We start from the raw sequence: 16,926 nt of genomic DNA, 5'->3' as shown, positions 1-16,926 counted from the left end.
GAACAGCCTCGCGCTGCTTCTCGTTATGCCAAAGCCAACCGAAGCAGAAACACGGCAAGAATTGATCGATAAACGCCTGAAGAAGGCGCAGTGGGATGTGAAGGATCCCACGCAGGTCATCAGCGAGCTGGATATCTGGGTCGGGCTTCCCGAAGGCATCGAGGAGCCGCTCCATGAATTCCAAGGACACCAATTCTCGGATTACGCCCTTCTCGGAGAAGACGGCTATCCCCTCGCCGTTGTGGAGGCGAAGAAGACTTCACGGGATGCGCGCGTTGGGCAGGAGCAGGCGAAGCAGTACGCGGTGAACATCGTGAAGAACACGGGGCGGGAGATGCCCTTCGTCTTCTACACGAACGGCCACGACATCTACTTCTGGGATACGGAGCGCTACCCGCCCCGCAAGGTGCACGGCTTCCCCACGCGCAAAGACTTGGAGCGGATGAAGTTCCTCCGCGAGACTGCCAAGCCAATGTCGCAGGAGCTCATCAACCGCGATATTTCAGGACGTCCGTACCAGATCGAAGCCATCCGTACGGTGCTGGAAGGCGTGGAGAAGGGTAACCGCAAGTTCCTCCTCGTGATGGCTACCGGTACGGGGAAGACGCGCACTTGTGTCTCTCTCCTCGATGTCCTCATGCGCAGCAACCGGGCGCAGCGCGTACTGTTCCTCGTAGACAGGATCGCGCTCAGGGATCAGGCACGGGATGCCTTCAGGGAGTTCCTCCCCAATGCTCCGCTCTGGCCGAAGCAGGGAGAGCAGGAGATCGCCACTGATCGGCGCATCTACATTGCGACCTATCCCACGATGCTCAACATTATCGAGCAGGTGGATTGCAAGCTCAGCCCCCACTTCTTCGACCTCGTGGTTGCCGACGAGAGCCACCGTTCCATCTACAACGTCTTCCGCAATATCTTCGACTACTTCGATTCCCTGCAGCTTGGCCTCACGGCCACGCCTACGGACGCCATCGACCACAACACGTTCGATCTCTTCCGGTGCGAAGACGGGAATCCTACCTACGCCTACACCTACGAAGAGGCCGTGAACAACAAACCGCCGTATCTCAGTACCTTCCAGGCATTCTCCATCCAGACGAAGTTCCAATCCGAGGGTATCCATCATGACAAGCTCTCGCTGGAGGAACAGAAGAGGCTTCTCGCGGAAGGCAAGGAACCCGAGGACATCAACTTTGAGGGGACAGACCTGGAGAAGAAAGTGACGAACAAGGGCACAAACGCGCTCATCGTGCAGGAATTCATGGAGGAGTGCGTTAAGGACGACAGCGGCACAATGCCGGGGAAGACGATCTTCTTCGCGATGACGAAGAAGCACGCCTACCGCCTGCAAGAAATCTTCGATGCCCTGTATCCTGAACAGAAAGGCAACATCGCCAAGGTGCTCGTCTCCGATGATGCGCGTGTCCACGGCAAGGGCGGCCTCCTCGACCAGTTCAAGAGTAACGACATGCCGCGCATCGCCATCAGCGTGGACATGCTGGATACAGGCATCGACGTGAGAGAAATCGTAAACCTTGTCTTTGCCAAACCTGTCTTTTCGTACACGAAGTTTTGGCAAATGATCGGACGTGGGACACGTTTGTTGGAGCCGAAGGCAATGAAGCCGTGGTGCACGAAGAAGGACAATTTCCTCATCATGGACTGCTGGGAGAACTTCGCCTACTTCGAAATGAACCCGAAGGGGAAGGAAGACCGCCCCACCAAACCCCTCCCCGTCCGCATCTTCGAGACGCGCCTACAGAAGCTGGCGGCAGCGGAGAAGGCGGGAGAGAAGGAGATCACCACGGATACCATCGCAGCCCTCCGCGCGGACATCGCGAGGCTGCCGGAGAATAACGTGGTGGTGCTGGACGCCAAGTCCAAGCTGGAACGGCTGGATGATGCGTTCTGGAAGACGCTCAATAGCGAGAAGAGCCTCTACCTACAGAAGGAGATCGCCCCGCTCATGCGCGCGCGCAGCAATGAGGACTTCAAGGCCATGAGCCTCGACCTCAACGTGCTGCAGCTCAGTATCGCGCGTTTGGAGAAGAACGAAGAGAAGATCGCAACGCTGGAAGAGGTCATCGTGGAGAAGGTATCTGACCTGCCGCTCACGGTGAATGTCGTTGCGCGGGAGCAAGAGCTGATCGAGTCGGTACTCAACGAGAGTTTCGTCCACAAGGCGAGCGAGGAAGAGCTGCGACGGATCGTGACGAGGCTCGCCCCCCTCATGCGATACCGCGAGGAGGGATTCAAGATCGACCAGGAGAAGCTCAACCTCAAAGACCTGACAGCCGAGAAGAAATACATCGAATTCGGTCCCGCGAACGAACGCGTGACCATCCAGAAGTACCGCGAGAAGGTGGAGGCGCTCATCAAGCGGCTGGAGGAAGAGAACCCCATCCTGCAAAAGGTCAAAGAGGGCAAGAGCCTGACGAAGGAGGAGCTGGAGCAGCTTGCCGATACCCTGGAGCAGTACGAGCCGTATCCAACGGAGCAGAACCTGCAGAAAGCCTACGACGCGCGACGCGTGCGCTTCCTCGACCTCATCAGGCATATTATGGGCATCGGTGACCTGGTGACCTTCGCGGACAAAGTCACGGAAGCGTTTGCCGAATTCATCGTGGCGCACAACACACTCACCGCGAAGCAGATCCAGTTCCTGCAAGCGCTCCAAACCTTCATCATCGAGAACGGAAGGCTGGACAAGAAAGACCTCACGAGAGAGCCATTCACCCGCTTCCACGCCAAAGGTTTCCTTGGCCTCTTCAAGCCACAGGAACGTACCGAGATCCTGCAGCTTGCCACATCCCTCCTCCATGCTTAGCTCCAAACTGCGCGCTTCCGTTGACCGGCTCTGGGACAAGTTCTGGAGCGGCGGCATCGCCAACCCCCTCACGGCCATCGAACAGATCTCCTATCTCCTCTTCATGAAGCGGCTCGATGAGCTCGACCTCAAGAAGAAGCAGGATGATGAGTTCACGGGAGAGAAGTACGTGTCCTTCTTCGCGGGGAAGAACGACGAACTGCGCTGGAGCCACTTCAAACAGATGGAGGGCGGCCAAATGCTGGATCATATGCTCAAGAAGGTCTTCCCGTTCCTCAAGACCTTGGGGGATCAGGACAGCCCCTTCGCCAAGCACATGAGTAATGCGGTCTTCATCATCAGCAAGCCCTCCCTCCTTGTGGAAGCCGTGACGATTATTGACGAAATTTACGAGGAAATCTCACGGGAACAGATCGAAGGGCAAGGGTTTCAGGATACACAGGGCGACCTGTACGAATACCTCCTCTCGGAGATCACGAGTGCCGGCAAACTTGGCCAGTTCCGCACGCCGCGTCACATCATCCAAATGATGTGCGAGCTCGTGGATCCGAAGCTCGGCGACACGATCTGCGATCCCGCGTGTGGCACCGGCGGCTTCCTCCTCGGCGCCTACCAGCACATCCTCACGCAATACACGAGCGAGAAGCACCGCGTGACGGATGGCAACGGCCTCAGGCGCGGCCTTGTGGGGGACAAGCTCACGGATGAGCGGCAGTGGAAGCACCTGAAGGAGAAGACGTTCTACGGCTATGACGTAGATGAGACGATGGTACGCGTCGGCCTCATGAACCTCATGATGCATGGCATCAGCCACCCGAACATCATGCAGCGCGACACCCTCTCGAAGAACTTCAACGATGACAACACGTACGACGTCATCATGGCGAACCCTCCGTTCAAGGGAAGCCTCGATAAGGGGGATATCAACGAATCCCTCATGCTCCCCACGACGAAGACGGAGTTGCTCTTCATCAACCGCATCGTGAATTCCCTGAAGATCGGGGGGCGTGCCGCGATGATCGTTCCCGACGGCGTACTCTTCGGTTCCAATAATGCCCACAAGCTCGCACGCAAGCTCCTTATCGAGCAATGTGAGCTACAGGGCGTGATCTCCATGCCAGGGGGCGTCTTCAAGCCCTATGCCGGTGTCAGCACAGCTGTCTTGATCTTCGTGAAGGGTGGCGAGACTGAGAAGGTGTGGTTCTACGACATGGAGGCTGATGGATTCAGCTTGGACGACAAGCGTGACAAGATCACAGAGAACGACATCCCCGATATTGTTTCGCAGTGGAACAGACGCGGCGAGATGAAGCAGAGCGATAGAAAGGAGAAGTCCTTCTGGGTGGAGCGGAAGGAAATCGAAGAACACGATTACGATCTCAGCGTGAACCGCTACAAGGAGACCGATTATGTGGCAGTGGAGTATGAGAAGCCGGAGGTAATACTTGGGAAGATTGAGAAGTTAGAGAAGGAAATTGTCGCAGGGCTTTCCGCTCTAAAACATGCAAACAAATAGAACAAAATGGCAGATCAGGAAGCTGGGCGATGTATGTAACTTCATTGGAGGGGGTACACCATCGAAGTCAAACAAGACTTATTACCAAGGTAATATCTTGTGGGCGACAGTTAGAGATATGAACTGCGATGTGCTATCAGATACTGAGTTTAAGATTACTGAAGAAGCTCTGAAAAATAGTACGAGTAACGTTATCCCTAAGAATTCAGTGATTATTGCTTCGAGGGTGGGATTGGGGAAAGTCTGCATTTTGGAAAAGGATACTGCAATCAACCAAGATTTGCGGGCTGTTATACCAAAAGAAGCAGGTATGTTATCTGAAAAATATTTGTTCTGGTGGTTTAAAACCATCGCGAATTTGATCATCCGTAATGGCAGAGGAGCTACGGTGAAAGGAGTCAATTTGCCCTTCTTAAACAAGCTCGAAATTCCAATTCCTTCACTTGCTGAACAATCGCGCATTGTATCAGTTCTCGATAAAGCTGATGCACTCCGCCGGAAGCGGAAGGAGGCGATGAAGTTGCTGGATGAGTATGTGCAGGCGGTATTCCTGGAGATGTTCGGGGATCCGGTGACGAATCCGAGAGGGTGGCCGCGTAGAGAATTGGCTGAGATAAGTAACGCAAAAGGGCAAAATGGGTTTTTCGCCAAGAAAGATCAATTATCCCCGAATGGGACTCCGATCGTCTGGATAGGAGATATTATTGACCAAGAGTATGTGAATTTCAGTAATTTGCGACGGGTTATTTCTAGTGAGAAGGAAAAGGCAAAATACACGTTGATTTATGGAGATGCGCTCTTTTGTCGATCTTCGCTTAATACAGAGGGTATTGGTAAATGCTCTATTGTTCCCAGACTATTACCCGAAACAACCATTTTTGAATGTCATATAATTCGAGTGCCCTTAAATCTTGAGCTAGTTCTCCCCGAATTCTTTAGAGATTTTGCTAAAACTGCATATTATCGACATCAAATAATGAAGAACGCAAATACAGCAACAATGACAACGATAGCCCAAGATGGAGTTATGAAGACCGAAGTTCTTGTCCCTCCAATGGATATGCAAATGAAGTACGTGCAAGCCTGTGCAAGTGTAGGGCAATTAAAATCATCTATGAAACAACAGGTACGGGAGCTTGATAATCAATTCAATGCCCTCATTCAGAAGTCATTTGCTGTGACGTGATTCATGCAAACGCCAATTCAGGAATTAAGTGTTTTTGCTCCGAATCCGAGAGATAACGGAATGATTGCGGTATGTGAAAGTCCTGTATGCGTTCCCTTGGGTCGATTTCTTCCTCCAAGGCATGGTAACTCTTTATCTTGATAGCAAACGCTTTTTCGCATGAAGCAAAGTATTCATAAAACTCCGCTTTGCTGATGCAACCCTGCCGACTATATTTTTTCCAAATCATGCCCGGCGTTCCTTCGGTAACTTCCTCAATGACAAAATAGCCGATTATCTTTTTCACCGGACTGCTCGCGTATACAACACAAATATTACTAGCTCTTTTGAATCCAACCTTGCGAAACTCGACCAATTTTTGTTGTTGGTGAATTTTTAAAGCGTACTTAGGTTTAATCGGAAGAAAAATCATAATATTCGGTGGAGAGAACTGTATGCCGAATCAGCCAATTGAACAATTGACTGTGGAGCAGCATTCAAGATCCGCATATCTTCCAAAGTTTGATACGGTACAATGTTCATAGGAAGACAGGATTGATAGAACTTGAGAGCAAGCGTTTCACCTTTCGAAATCTTTTCTTGGATATCATCAGTTGAATAGACGGATCTTTTGGCAATAAATGTCGACATTTCATCCAAATCATTGCTCCTCAGCACGTCGTCGATAACTCCTCTCGCAAAAATAGCCCTTCGTTGTTGGCTTTCGTAAAATAGCAATAAATCACCTTTGCGAATGGAAGTAATATTTGAGTTGCAGACATATGCCTTCCTAATCGCATGTCCGCAGGATGACAGCCAGAGAGAGCCTTGAACTACGAGTTCTGGAAATAATATGTGCGTAAACTGAGGCTGAATCGGTACAACAAATGCATGCACATGCGGGGGCTCCGGAAGAAATGGATAATGTGCGATGGCCGTTTCAAGCGGATCACTGTCCATTGCGGTGATTGGCTCCAAGTTCTTTTGAAACACTAATTCTTCGCGACCTCCTTTCATCGAGGAATTAATCTGACGAAAACCAAAATCTTCCAGCCAAGAAATCAAATAACTTTTATCTGCGAATACCTCTACTCTCATCATCAAAATGCCGCGTTTGATAGCGAACATGATTGCCTGCTTTAGCAAATGTTCCCCGGCTCTCATGCCCTGCAATAAATCGGACACTTTGAATGTGCAGATCTTCATGCCATTGTTACAATCGTGGTTCTTCGGGTCAAAGATACAAACGGCGGCAAGAGATTCTCCTCGTCTCATGATCCAAGATCTTCTTCCCTCTTCAGCTTTTTTTTGAAACCAGCCTGTAAAGCCAGGGTAATCAGATTTCAAAGAATCGAAGATGGCGTCATTGAGATTCAAAACGCTAATTTCCACTTCCTCAATCGCCGGGAGCATTGGCGTTGCCTTCTCGAACTGTTCCTTAATTACAAGATCAATAAATTCCGTGATGTAGAAGACTCGATCTTCGAGGCCCACTCTCCTTGCTTTTACATGCACTCCCTTGTCTTCAGAAATTAAATAACGGATGGCATGGCTTTTGAGAGCAAAGAGAAGGCAGTCATCAATAAAATCGTTTGACCCCAGCGTTGATGTACGACCAAGCTCAATATTGAACTCAGCACTTGGCGCTTGGGCAAATTCAAGAACGGGATACTTACCCATTTTTGCGAGCGTGATTTTTCTTCTGCGATCATCTTTATCCTTAAGCAGATCTGATCGATTCTGCCGATGCACGAACAGTTGAATACGGTGCTTCTTCGTTAGTTGATGAAGATCCTGCGTATTTTGCGACAATTCGACATTGTCCTCGGATTGGATGATCACGTTGGTGTCTAGCAAAACACGCATAGGCTGCATACAAGCAAACTATAATTTACCTCTCGGAGAGAATAAAGCGTAGTAACAGTCGCTATCGCTATGCACGTAAAACTAGGCATGCCGTTGTTGCTTAGGCATCCTCTTTTTTCGCTGTCGTTCCTCTTGAAACGCAGCTACATCGCTCCGCAGAAATACTTTTCCCGTGGAGAGCTTACGGCAGCGCAATTGACCGCTTTCCACGAGGTGATCGACGTACTGGCGGGATACCTTGAGGTACCGCATCACATCGCCCATGCCCATGAGTTCGGGGAAGTCCTGCATATCGTTCGAGCTTGACTTCCTACGCTAGTCCAGACATGAATTTGTGTGTATTGCTATATAGCAATACGAATCCTATACTCTATCCCATTCCCCCCTACCCCCATGTCCGCACACGAAACATCGTCGGCCTCCCGAAAGATCACACTACGCTGGATCCTCGGATGGATCTTCGGCGTCCTTTTCTTCCTAACCGCCATTCCTCTCATCGCTCAGAAACCCATCGGCGGTCTCGCGATGCTCGGTGCCGCACTCATCCTTCTCCCGCCTACCATGGAGTTTATCCAGAAGAAGGGAAACTTCCACCTCTCCGGCGTTGTGAAGCTCCTCGTCGTCCTCGTGCTGCTGGGAATCTCCGGCGGGAGCATGGGGAGCGCTGCAGCGAGGAAGGGCAGTAGCACTGTGGAACAACCAGCAAACACCGAGCAGGCCGTCGCACAGGAGAAGTCGTACGTGCAGGTCTTTACCTTCAAGGGTAACGGTATCAAGAAGTCTGAGCCGTTCACGATCACTGGGGACAAGTTCCGCATCAAGTACGATTGCAACGGGCAGCTTTGCCAAGCCTGGCTCAAGTCGCCGGACAACGCCTTCAAGTTGGATATGCTCATGAACACCACGGGCTCCACGAAGGACGAGAACATCTTCTACGGTGCCGGAACCTACTACATTGAGGCGAATACGATGGGAACGTACTCGATGGTGGTGGAGGATTATCGATAATGACTTTCCAAGATCTCAGATCCTCCTGATTTTCATGAAGGTGATGCACCATTCCTGCCATCGGTAGTGGACTCTTGTACACCCGAACAACTTCCGCTATCCTTTAGGCCTTGATTTCTTTCCCGAGGTTTTATGGCAGATACAAAAGTTATCTTCGTTGCCTTTGCCATTGAAGACGAACGGCAGAGGGATTTTCTTAAAGGACAATCTTTGCACATAAATTGCCCCTTCGAATATGTCGACATGTCCGTGAAGGATGCTTACAACTCCAACTGGAAGGAGCACGTTCGTACACGCATCAGGCGCTCCGATGGAGTCATTACTCTCGTCAGTAACAATTCATTGAACTCAAGTGGGCAAGCATGGGAACTTCAATGTGCGAGAGAAGAGAAGAAAAGCATCCTTGGAGTTTGGGCATATAGAGATGACAGGACTTATCTTCCCGGCGTTAACACTGTGGAATGGACTTGGGACACGATTGAGCGTTTCATTAATAGTCTCTAAATATGCGAAAGGCTTTAATCGTCGGGATTAATTATTACGACTCAGTAGGTCAGCTTTTTGGCTGCGTAGACGACGCTCATTCAGTGAGGGCGGTCTTGGAGCGACACGATGGAGGCATTGTAAACTTTGATTGTAAATTGCTCACTGGAACAAGTGCAACGGATCGAGTAGATCGGAGTACTTTGAAAGACAGTATCGAAGAACTTTTTAATGGTGATGCCGAAGTTGCATTATTCTACTTCGCAGGACATGGATACATCGAAGCAACGGGCGGATATCTTATTGTAACTGACTCAAGACGAGGAGATGAGGGTATCTCCCTGAATGATTTACTGACTTACGCAAACAATTCCCCTGCGATCAATAAAATTATTGTATTGGATAGTTGTCATGCAGGAATCGCTGGCACTAATCCTATTAATGGCAATACCGCAGCTTTGTCTGAGGGACTGACAGTCCTGACTGCATCAACACAAGACCAATACGCGACTGAGGAGAATGGAAGAGGAGTATTCACAACTCTTTTTGTTGATGCGCTGAATGGTAGTGCCGCAAATCTTACTGGTGATATTACGCCGGGCAGTATTTATGCCCATATCGATCAGTCACTTGGCGCATGGGAACAAAGGCCAGTGTTTAAAACTAATGTGAAGCAATTTGTTTCACTGCGAAAAGTGACGGCACCGATTGCACTCGCGGATTTACAACGCATTTTTTATTTTTTTCCAAACCCAGGCTTTGAGTATCAACTCGATCCTACTTATGAGCCAGAGATGAAAGGCAGAGACCCAGGGATGTCCCCACCCAATCCATCGAATGTGGAAATATTTAAAATCCTTCAACAGTACAATCGACTTAATTTACTTGTCCCTATTGGTGCTCCCCATATGTGGAATGCCGCGATGGAAAGTAAATCTTGTAAGCTCACTGCCCTTGGAGAGCACTACAGAAGACTGGCACAAAAAAATAGGATATAGCAGTGCGACAAACCCACTTAACTCCATCTTAAACCAGATGTGTTACGATCTTTCCCTACGAATGCTTGCGTTTCTTCACGATTTTCCCTTTCAACTCAATCCATCCGACAACGACTTTGAGGAGCGTATCGGTCACATTTCCCACGTCGTATAGAAATTGGTCAATCAATGATTCCGCCCAATGTTCAGAACCGATGGCGAAGGATATTTTCGCGACGTCTTCCTTCGAGTTGTAGCCAGACATTGCGTGTCCAAAATGAGTGATCGAGAGATGAACCTGTTTGCAGGTTTTTCGGTAAAGCGCTGGGAGCCATGAATACTGTTCTCCGGCAAACTCACACAGAAATCTATCGGTAAGAGCATGGCCTTCGTTGTTCTTGAGCTTTCGCCATTCCACCCCTTTTTGCCAAGCATGTAACATGACGTGACGATTTTCCTGATCTCGGGCGATGTAGTAGAGCTTATAGAGGTTCTCTATTTGAAGCCGGAGGAGAGGCAAAGCACAAACGGCATTCCAGTGGTCCGAGAGTACGATGATCCCATCAACAAGATTCACTGAACGATAGAGGGTTGCGACCATGAATTTATCGACATCGAATACACCGTTCCCGTATTTGGTCAGCATCTCATGAACCAAGGAAAGATGTAGCCCCTCGTATTGCTCGAGCGTCTCATAGCGTCGTTGGAGCGATGGGAATTTATCTACAGGCCGCTCCTCGAAATTTTTACCGAACATAAGGTCAGTATACCGTTCACGTCCTATGCTCCGATGAGGACTACCTGATCCAAGAAGGAATCGAACTGAAGATTTTGTTTGAGGGATGAGGAAATTCTCGAAGCGATCGGGTCGGAAGCAACAGGGTCTGGAACCAAGAGAACTCGATTTTTGGCTTCTATAAGCGGGTCTATAAGCACGCGCACGTGATGGCAGCCCCACGGGGAATCGAACCCCGGTTAACGGATTGAAAACCCGCTGTCCTAACCGCTAGACGATGGGGCCAAAATGAATACGACAAGGCTGTTGGAAGCCTCAATGAGTATAACAGACCCTCCTTGTAGAAGCACCTCGTTTGTAGTATAATGTTTACATGGAACAGTCAAACACAAACACCTTCACTTTCCTTACGCGTGTGCTCCCCGCCATCACGGGAGTCTTCCTGGTGTTGGGCATCAGCCTGGTTTCCGCCGGTACCACGGTCACATGGCGCGCACAGGTGCTGATGACGCAGGAGATCCCCCCCTACCCGCAGCAGACGGTCGAGGTGGGAAAGCTGACGCAGACGCTCCCCCTCCACGAAGCCGCTCCCGCCTACGCCTCCGCGGAGGAACAGACGGCACGCGTGCTCTTCGTCGGCATGCTCATGATTCTGGCCGCGCTCCTGCTCTACACCATGTACGTGGTACGGTTGCACGAGGAAGCCGTTGAACGCACCCCTTGGCACCGGATGCAGCGCTGGTTCCAGCGCCATCTGGACGCCTCGCTCCTGCGGCATAGGACGTAAGGGCATACAAAGAAAAGCGGCCTTGCGGCCGCTTTTTGCCAAGAGGCAATGGGTGATCAGCAGCAGCCTCCTCCTCCGCCGAGGGAGAAGCAGGAGCCGCAGCCACAACCACCGGGTCCGCCGATCATAATGGTTGGAGGGAGGAAATAAGAACGTAGGAAGTGTAGCGATGCTCGTGACCGTTGTCTAGCACTCTCTATAGAAGAGTGCCAAATCAGGCTAAACAGAGTAAAATCCTCCCCAACGGCACGTTAAAGTCGAACGATACGCATCCCCTTCCCCCGACGCAAAGAATATCACCGGATTTTTTGGGTTGTGGAATGGTCAGAGGGGATTCTTCTTCCCCAGGTCATCACGATGGTACTGGCCGAATTCCATGATCGTCCGCGCCACATCCCCCCGTACAACGGGACCCTCCACGCACATCCGCAGCCCCAGGGGATCCACGGTGCAGTTGCCGCACAAACCGTAGCCGCACTTCATGTACCGCTCCATGGAGAGCTGGCAGGGAACCTTCTTCTCCGCTGCAACGTCCGCTACGGCGACAAGCATCTTTTCCGGTCCACAGGCGAACACGCCGTCAAAGGAAGCACCCTTTTCGAACAGTTCCCGTAACACTTCCACGGTATTCCCTTTGTGCCCTTCGGAACCGTCGTCCGTGGCCAGGTGGAGCGTTGTCCGGGTCAGCTTCCGGAACTCCTCCTTATAGAGGAGGTGCTCCTTGCCCCTCGCCCCCACGATGACATCCGCGGTGCACCCGTTCCGCGTCGCTTCTGCGGCGGCGAAGTACATGGGCGCCGCTCCGTACCCTCCCGCCACCAGCGCAAGGTGCTGTCCCTTCTCCCACGCATAGGAAGTCCCAAAGGGCCCGCGCAAGCCGATCAACTCCCCTTCCTTCTTCTCCGCGAGCGCGCGGGTTGCCTCCCCCACGGCGAAGAACGTGACGCGCAGTTCCTTGCCGTCATCGTTCGCCACGCTCATGGGGATCTCATCCACCCCCGGCACCCACAGCATCACGAACTGCCCGGGCTTCGCCCCCAGCGATACCGGGAACGTGAGGGTGGTGACGTTTGCCGTCTCCCGCTTTATGGAAACAATACGATACGTCTGCGGAAGTGTCCTCTGATGGTTCACGCAATTTTTACATGACATGGCTTCATGAGTATATGTGGGTTAAGAGAATAATGCATGATGAGCATACGATGTTGCATTTCTCCAACAACCGCTGTGAGCTGGAGGCGTTCCGCCGCCGCGGGGGGTGAAGGGGAAGGCCCTGCTTCGACATGTCCTGCCGACGAGTCAGCCCCGAAACCTTGCAGGGGCTGACGAGGAGGCACAGGGCCGGGCAGGGGGGAGTTCGGCGGCGGAGCGCTTCTCTTTGCTTCTTTCTCTTGTCGCCCTGACAAGAGAAAGAAGGAGCTGACCATTATTGCTTCCGATGGCGCGGGGGCAAGTATTCCTGCTCTCATTCGGGGGTTTATGAAGCCTTTGCGGATGCCTTATGCATCCCCCCAATCAACTCTCTAACATCTTTGATGCCCTCAGCGTCGCAGAAAGCGGACATTTCGTCACAGACCTTTTTGAACACATCTATCCCCCTCTTCCATACCGCCGTCCCGATGCCGACCAAGGAGGCGCCGGCAAGCATCATCTCTATGGCGTCTTCCCCGGTATGCACGCCCCCCGTGCCGATGATGGGAAGCTTGCCCCCCGTCGCCGTATAGACGTCCGCCACGCAGCGGATGGCTATGGGTTTGATGGCGGGACCGGACACGCCGCCCACTTTGTTTGACAGGATAGGAAGCCGGGTCTTCAAATCGATCGCCATCCCCGGCCCCACCGTGTTGATCACCGTGAAGCCGTCCGCCCCTTCCGCCGCGCAGGCGCGGGCGATCTCCGCTATGGAGAGTGCGTTGGGGGAGAGCTTGATGAAGACGGGGACCGTGCCGGCTACCTTCTTCACCGCCCGCGTGACCGCGGCCGCATCGGGCGCGCTGCAGGCGAACGGCTTGCCGAACTCATCCTCCACATTGGGACAACTGATGTTCACTTCCAGGATGTCCGGCTGGAGGGGGACGATGGCGGCGGCGGTCTTGCCGTAGTTCTCCGCTGTTTCCGCGATGATGTTCACGATGAGCGGGGCGGGCTTGTTGACCATGTAGGCCGTGATCTCCTGCTTCCCCTTCTCCGGCCCCGCATCCGGCACGCCCACGGCGTTGAGCGTCCAATGCTCCGTGGAAATGATGGTGGGGTTGCGGTGGCCCTTGTGCTCCTTGAGCCAGATGGATTTGGTGGTGGGCGCGCCCGCTCCACCTTCCGTCACCGCCCTCCGCCAGCTGGAAGCCGTCACGCCCAGGATGCCCGAGGCGAGGACCGTGGGGTTACGGAAGATGACGCCGTAGACGGTTTGTTGGAGGTCCATCCGGAATAACAGGGTAACAGAATGAGGGAATAACGGGAATCTTTTCGAGACGTTCCACGGGTCCATGGAACGTCTTTCATCGCTGCCCCAACAGAGAAAACGGCTGTGATGCGAACGGGATGCGCGGGAGGGGATCGTGCCGCGAATCCGTCGTTTGTAGATTCATGCCATGGAAGACGACGGGGCATCACCGCTGTACGAGGGACGATACCGGAACGACTCGGCGCGCTGCGCACCGTGGGACTACGCCTCGTCCGGCGCGTACTTCGTGACCATCAATACAAAGGACCGCATCCCCTGGTTCGGGGCGGTGCGGAACGGGTTCATGGGTTTGTCGGATGTCGGATCCATCGTCGCCGAGGAATGGATGAAAACGCCCGCCATACGTCCCTACGTCATCCTGGATGAATGGATCGTGATGCCGGACCACATGCATGGGATCATCGTGATACGGAAACGAATCCATGGGGAACAAAATGGTACGCGAAAACCGCATCACCAACGTAATTGGCAATCCGGATCATTGGGCGTCATCATCCATCAGATCAAACGGTCATGCACGATACGGATCCATGATGCCGGATATCCCGCCTTCGCCTGGCAACCGCGGTACCACGACCACATCATCCGTGATATCGACGAATGGAACCGGATCCGCCACTATATACGGATGAACCCGCGACGGTGGTGGATGATGGGACGGGGGGGACGGTCGTAAGGACGCCATGCCATGGCGTCCCTACGACCATACCGCCACCCGTGGCCGGTCCCATCCCTACCACCATACCGCCACCCGTGGCCGGTCCCATCCCTACGACCATACCGCCACCCGTGGCCGGTCCCATCCCTACGACCATACCGCCACCCGTGGCCGATCCCGTCCCTACCACCATACCGCCACCCGTGGCCGGTCCCATCCCTACGACCATACCGCCACCCGTGGCCGGTCCCGACCCTACGACCATACCGCCACCCGTGGCCGGTCCCATCCCTACCACCGTACCGCCGCATGTGGCCGATCACGATCCGATGACCAGACCGCTCCTCATGCCGCCCTGCCGCGTCCCTCCTACATCCTTCGCCTGGCAACCGCGGTACCACGACCACATCATCCGGGACGCCGACGCGATGGACCGCATCCGGGCATATATCCGGAACAACCCGCGGGCGTGGGGTCGTTCATCGTAAGGACGTCCCGGCGGGACGTCCCTACCGCGACCTCGCCGGTACCCCGGATGGCCGTATCCCTACCACGATCGCGATGGTGATACCCACCATGGCATGGCGTCCCTACGACGATACCGACCCTCATGACCCCACAGCCGCTTCCATGAACGCCGCGAACAGGGGATGCGGCCTGTGCGGCCTGCTCTTGAACTCCGGATGGAACTGGCTCCCCACCATGAAGGGATGGTCCTTCACCTCCACGATCTCCATCAAATCCCCCTTGGGGGAATCCCCGGAAATGACCATGCCGGCCTCCTCCAGCCTCTCCCGGTACTCGTTGTTGAACTCGTAGCGGTGACGATGGCGCTCGGAGACGGCCGGGGCGTCACCCGACCCGAGGGATGACCGGTACGCGGCGTACGCCTTGGTCCCTTTCTTCAGCTTGCAGGGATACGCGCCCAGGCGGAGCGTTCCCCCCTTGCTCCGTTCCTTGTACTGGCCGGGGAGGAAATGGACCACGTACTTGTCCTTGGAAAGCTTCCCCTCCTCGTCGAACTCCTCGCTGGTGATGCGGGGATCCTTGAGCGCGGCGCGGGCGAACTCTATGGCCATGATCTGCGAACCCAGGCAGAGGCCGAGGTAGGGGACGGCGTTTTCCCGTGCATACTTGGCGGCGAGAATCTTGCCCTCGATCCCTCTGCTCCCGAACCCCCCGGGCACCACGATGCCGGCGCATTCCTTCAGCTTCTTCCACGTCTCCTGATCATCCGCCTCCAGTTTTTCGGAATCGACCCATGCGATGGACGCCTTGCGCTTTTCGAACACCGCAGCGGTCTTGATGGACTCAATGACCGAGAGGTAGGCGTCGTCCAGGTGGGTATACTTGCCCACCAGCGCGATGCGGATCTCCTTCTCGGCGGCTTGGTGCCTTTGCTTGCCCTTCTCCCACTCCTTCATGTCCGGATTCACCTCCCCCAAATGGAGCTTCTCCGCGATGATCTGCGCCATGCCGTACTGCTGGTAGTTGAGCGGGACGTCGTAGATGGATTGCACCGTCGGCGCGGGGATCACCGCCCGGCGCTCCACGCCGCAGAAGTGGCTGATCTTCTCCAGGAGGTCCGCCGGGATCTTCTTGTCCGCGCGCGCCAGGATCACGTCCGGCTGCAGGCCGATCCTCCGCAGTTCCCGCACGGAGAGCTGCGTGGGCTTGGTCTTGAGCTCCTTGCTGGCTTCCAGGTAGGGGAGGAGCGTCAGGTGGACGTGGAAGAGCCTCCCGTCCCCCATCTCCGCGCGCATCTGGCGCACGGCCTCCAGGAACGGCTCCCCCTCGATGTCCCCCACCGTCCCCCCGATCTCGATGAGCATGATGTCCGCCCCGCTCTGCCTGGCCGCCTGCTTCATGCGGTCCTTGATGGCGTTGGTGATGTGCGGCACCACCTGGATGGTCTTGCCCAGGAAGTCCCCCTGGCGTTCCTTGCTGAGGACGGATTGGTAGATTTGCCCCGTGGTGACTGTGGAGAGCTTGCTCATGGGCTCGTCGATGAACCGCTCGTAGTGGCCAAGGTCCAGATCCGTCTCCGCCCCGTCGTCGGTGACATAGACTTCTCCGTGCTGGAAGGGACTCATGGTGCCGGGATCCACGTTGAGATAGGGATCCAGCTTCTGCACGAACACCTTGAACCCGCACGCCTTCATGATGGCGCCGATGCTGGAGACCGCGATGCCCTTCCCGAGCGAGCTGCATACCCCCCCCGTGACGATGATGAAGCGCGCTTTGGTTTTCTCTTCCGCGGGCCTGCCGGTCGCAGCTTGAGCGAGGGCCGGCTTCTTCGGATTCATCATCATAAAGAAAATGGGCAGTCCTGGGGAGTTCTTCCGGAGCCCGCCGTCCATTGTACTCACCTTCCTTCTCTTGGCAAGTGCGAAAGGAAAGGGAGTTTATCGCTTCCATAACCCTTGACGCCGGTGTCCA

Annotated in this window: 16 protein-coding genes and 1 tRNA gene; 10 read left to right on the top strand and 7 right to left on the bottom strand. The window is 54.0% G+C overall.

The window, feature by feature from the left end; genetic code table 11:
• Positions 1-25: 25 nt before the first annotated feature.
• The 3 genes from WC698_00305 to WC698_00295 are packed head-to-tail and all read left to right on the top strand — an operon-like array spanning position 26 to position 5,529.
• Entirely contained in the window at positions 26-2,827 is a 2,802-nt protein-coding gene (locus WC698_00305; GenBank protein ID MFA6038695.1) for a DEAD/DEAH box helicase family protein, read from the top strand.
• Positions 2,820-4,343: a class I SAM-dependent DNA methyltransferase gene (locus WC698_00300; GenBank protein MFA6038694.1), complete on the top strand. Its 1,524-nt coding sequence runs from the start codon at positions 2,820-2,822 to the stop codon at positions 4,341-4,343. The genes WC698_00305 and WC698_00300 overlap by 8 nt, the downstream gene beginning before the upstream one ends.
• Positions 4,330-5,529: a restriction endonuclease subunit S gene (locus WC698_00295; protein ID MFA6038693.1), complete on the top strand. Its 1,200-nt coding sequence runs from the start codon at positions 4,330-4,332 to the stop codon at positions 5,527-5,529. The genes WC698_00300 and WC698_00295 overlap by 14 nt, the downstream gene beginning before the upstream one ends.
• A 1-nt stretch (position 5,530) precedes the next feature.
• On the opposite strand, the gene WC698_00290 is transcribed toward WC698_00295, so the two are convergent.
• Both WC698_00290 and WC698_00285 read right to left on the bottom strand, forming a co-directional pair.
• The gene (locus WC698_00290) at positions 5,531-5,941 is read right to left on the bottom strand and encodes a hypothetical protein (protein MFA6038692.1); all 411 of its coding nucleotides are present in this window, start codon (positions 5,939-5,941) and stop codon (positions 5,531-5,533) included.
• Positions 5,938-7,350, bottom strand: coding sequence for a GNAT family N-acetyltransferase (locus WC698_00285; GenBank protein MFA6038691.1), 1,413 nt, complete (start codon positions 7,348-7,350; stop codon positions 5,938-5,940). The genes WC698_00290 and WC698_00285 overlap by 4 nt, the downstream gene beginning before the upstream one ends.
• 111 nt (positions 7,351-7,461) lie before the next feature.
• On the opposite strand from WC698_00285, the gene WC698_00280 reads away from it, so the two are divergent.
• The 4 genes from WC698_00280 (at position 7,462) to WC698_00265 (ending at position 9,863) form a co-directional block, all read left to right on the top strand.
• Positions 7,462-7,680: a hypothetical protein gene (locus WC698_00280; protein ID MFA6038690.1), complete on the top strand. Its 219-nt coding sequence runs from the start codon at positions 7,462-7,464 to the stop codon at positions 7,678-7,680.
• Between the two features lie 87 nt (positions 7,681-7,767).
• Entirely contained in the window at positions 7,768-8,382 is a 615-nt protein-coding gene (locus WC698_00275) for a hypothetical protein (GenBank protein MFA6038689.1), read from the top strand.
• A gap of 132 nt (positions 8,383-8,514) precedes the next feature.
• Positions 8,515-8,886 carry a hypothetical protein gene (locus tag WC698_00270; GenBank protein MFA6038688.1) on the top strand — a complete coding sequence of 124 codons (372 nt, stop codon included), beginning with the start codon at positions 8,515-8,517 and terminating at the stop codon, positions 8,884-8,886.
• A 2-nt stretch (positions 8,887-8,888) separates the two neighbouring features.
• Positions 8,889-9,863 carry a caspase family protein gene (locus WC698_00265; GenBank protein MFA6038687.1) on the top strand — a complete coding sequence of 325 codons (975 nt, stop codon included), beginning with the start codon at positions 8,889-8,891 and terminating at the stop codon, positions 9,861-9,863.
• Between the two features lie 55 nt (positions 9,864-9,918).
• On the opposite strand, the gene WC698_00260 is transcribed toward WC698_00265, so the two are convergent.
• Positions 9,919-10,599: a hypothetical protein gene (locus WC698_00260; GenBank protein ID MFA6038686.1), complete on the bottom strand. Its 681-nt coding sequence runs from the start codon at positions 10,597-10,599 to the stop codon at positions 9,919-9,921.
• Positions 10,600-10,788: 189 nt separating this feature from the next.
• A tRNA-Glu gene (locus tag WC698_00255) sits at positions 10,789-10,863 on the bottom strand.
• A gap of 88 nt (positions 10,864-10,951) precedes the next feature.
• Here WC698_00255 and WC698_00250 point away from each other — a divergent pair.
• Complete coding sequence (locus WC698_00250) at positions 10,952-11,365, top strand: hypothetical protein (protein MFA6038685.1); 414 nt, start codon at positions 10,952-10,954, stop codon at positions 11,363-11,365.
• A 324-nt stretch (positions 11,366-11,689) separates the two neighbouring features.
• Here the strand turns inward: WC698_00250 and WC698_00245 are convergent, their stop codons facing one another.
• Both WC698_00245 and WC698_00240 read right to left on the bottom strand, forming a co-directional pair.
• Positions 11,690-12,517, bottom strand: coding sequence for a dihydroorotate dehydrogenase electron transfer subunit (locus WC698_00245; GenBank protein MFA6038684.1), 828 nt, complete (start codon positions 12,515-12,517; stop codon positions 11,690-11,692).
• 325 nt (positions 12,518-12,842) lie between these two features.
• Positions 12,843-13,787 (bottom strand): dihydroorotate dehydrogenase, encoded by a 945-nt coding sequence (locus WC698_00240; GenBank protein MFA6038683.1) that lies wholly within the window; start codon positions 13,785-13,787, stop codon positions 12,843-12,845.
• A gap of 169 nt (positions 13,788-13,956) precedes the next feature.
• Here WC698_00240 and WC698_00235 point away from each other — a divergent pair, with 169 nt between their 5' ends.
• Positions 13,957-14,505 carry a hypothetical protein gene (locus tag WC698_00235; protein ID MFA6038682.1) on the top strand — a complete coding sequence of 183 codons (549 nt, stop codon included), beginning with the start codon at positions 13,957-13,959 and terminating at the stop codon, positions 14,503-14,505.
• 41 nt (positions 14,506-14,546) lie between these two features.
• Entirely contained in the window at positions 14,547-14,975 is a 429-nt protein-coding gene (locus WC698_00230; protein ID MFA6038681.1) for a hypothetical protein, read from the top strand.
• Between the two features lie 120 nt (positions 14,976-15,095).
• Here WC698_00230 and WC698_00225 read toward each other — a convergent pair whose 3' ends face one another.
• Positions 15,096-16,799, bottom strand: a complete 1,704-nt coding sequence (locus WC698_00225; protein ID MFA6038680.1) for a CTP synthase — start codon at positions 16,797-16,799, stop codon at positions 15,096-15,098.
• Between the last annotated feature and the right edge of the window lie 127 nt (positions 16,800-16,926).

This window comes from Candidatus Peribacteraceae bacterium (assembly GCA_041661065.1).
Taxonomy (GTDB): Bacteria; Patescibacteriota; Gracilibacteria; order Peribacterales; family Peribacteraceae; genus CAIKAD01.
The sequence above is the reverse complement of the archived record's forward strand: the minus strand, read 5'-3'. Positions and strand labels throughout refer to the sequence as shown.

Excerpts from the sequence above, each read along its gene's own strand:
- WC698_00305 (MFA6038695.1), top strand. The coding sequence starts at position 26 with ATGCCAAAGCCAACCGAAGCAGAAACACGGCAAGAATTGATCGATAAA.
- WC698_00300 (MFA6038694.1), top strand. The coding sequence starts at position 2,820 with ATGCTTAGCTCCAAACTGCGCGCTTCCGTTGACCGGCTCTGGGACAAG.
- WC698_00295 (MFA6038693.1), top strand. The coding sequence starts at position 4,330 with ATGCAAACAAATAGAACAAAATGGCAGATCAGGAAGCTGGGCGATGTA.
- WC698_00290 (MFA6038692.1), bottom strand. The coding sequence starts at position 5,941 with ATGATTTTTCTTCCGATTAAACCTAAGTACGCTTTAAAAATTCACCAA.
- WC698_00280 (MFA6038690.1), top strand. The coding sequence starts at position 7,462 with ATGCCGTTGTTGCTTAGGCATCCTCTTTTTTCGCTGTCGTTCCTCTTG.
- WC698_00275 (MFA6038689.1), top strand. The coding sequence starts at position 7,768 with ATGTCCGCACACGAAACATCGTCGGCCTCCCGAAAGATCACACTACGC.
- WC698_00270 (MFA6038688.1), top strand. The coding sequence starts at position 8,515 with ATGGCAGATACAAAAGTTATCTTCGTTGCCTTTGCCATTGAAGACGAA.
- WC698_00265 (MFA6038687.1), top strand. The coding sequence starts at position 8,889 with ATGCGAAAGGCTTTAATCGTCGGGATTAATTATTACGACTCAGTAGGT.
- WC698_00260 (MFA6038686.1), bottom strand. The coding sequence starts at position 10,599 with ATGTTCGGTAAAAATTTCGAGGAGCGGCCTGTAGATAAATTCCCATCG.
- WC698_00250 (MFA6038685.1), top strand. The coding sequence starts at position 10,952 with ATGGAACAGTCAAACACAAACACCTTCACTTTCCTTACGCGTGTGCTC.
- WC698_00245 (MFA6038684.1), bottom strand. The coding sequence starts at position 12,517 with ATGTCATGTAAAAATTGCGTGAACCATCAGAGGACACTTCCGCAGACG.
- WC698_00240 (MFA6038683.1), bottom strand. The coding sequence starts at position 13,787 with ATGGACCTCCAACAAACCGTCTACGGCGTCATCTTCCGTAACCCCACG.
- WC698_00235 (MFA6038682.1), top strand. The coding sequence starts at position 13,957 with ATGGAAGACGACGGGGCATCACCGCTGTACGAGGGACGATACCGGAAC.
- WC698_00225 (MFA6038680.1), bottom strand. The coding sequence starts at position 16,799 with ATGATGATGAATCCGAAGAAGCCGGCCCTCGCTCAAGCTGCGACCGGC.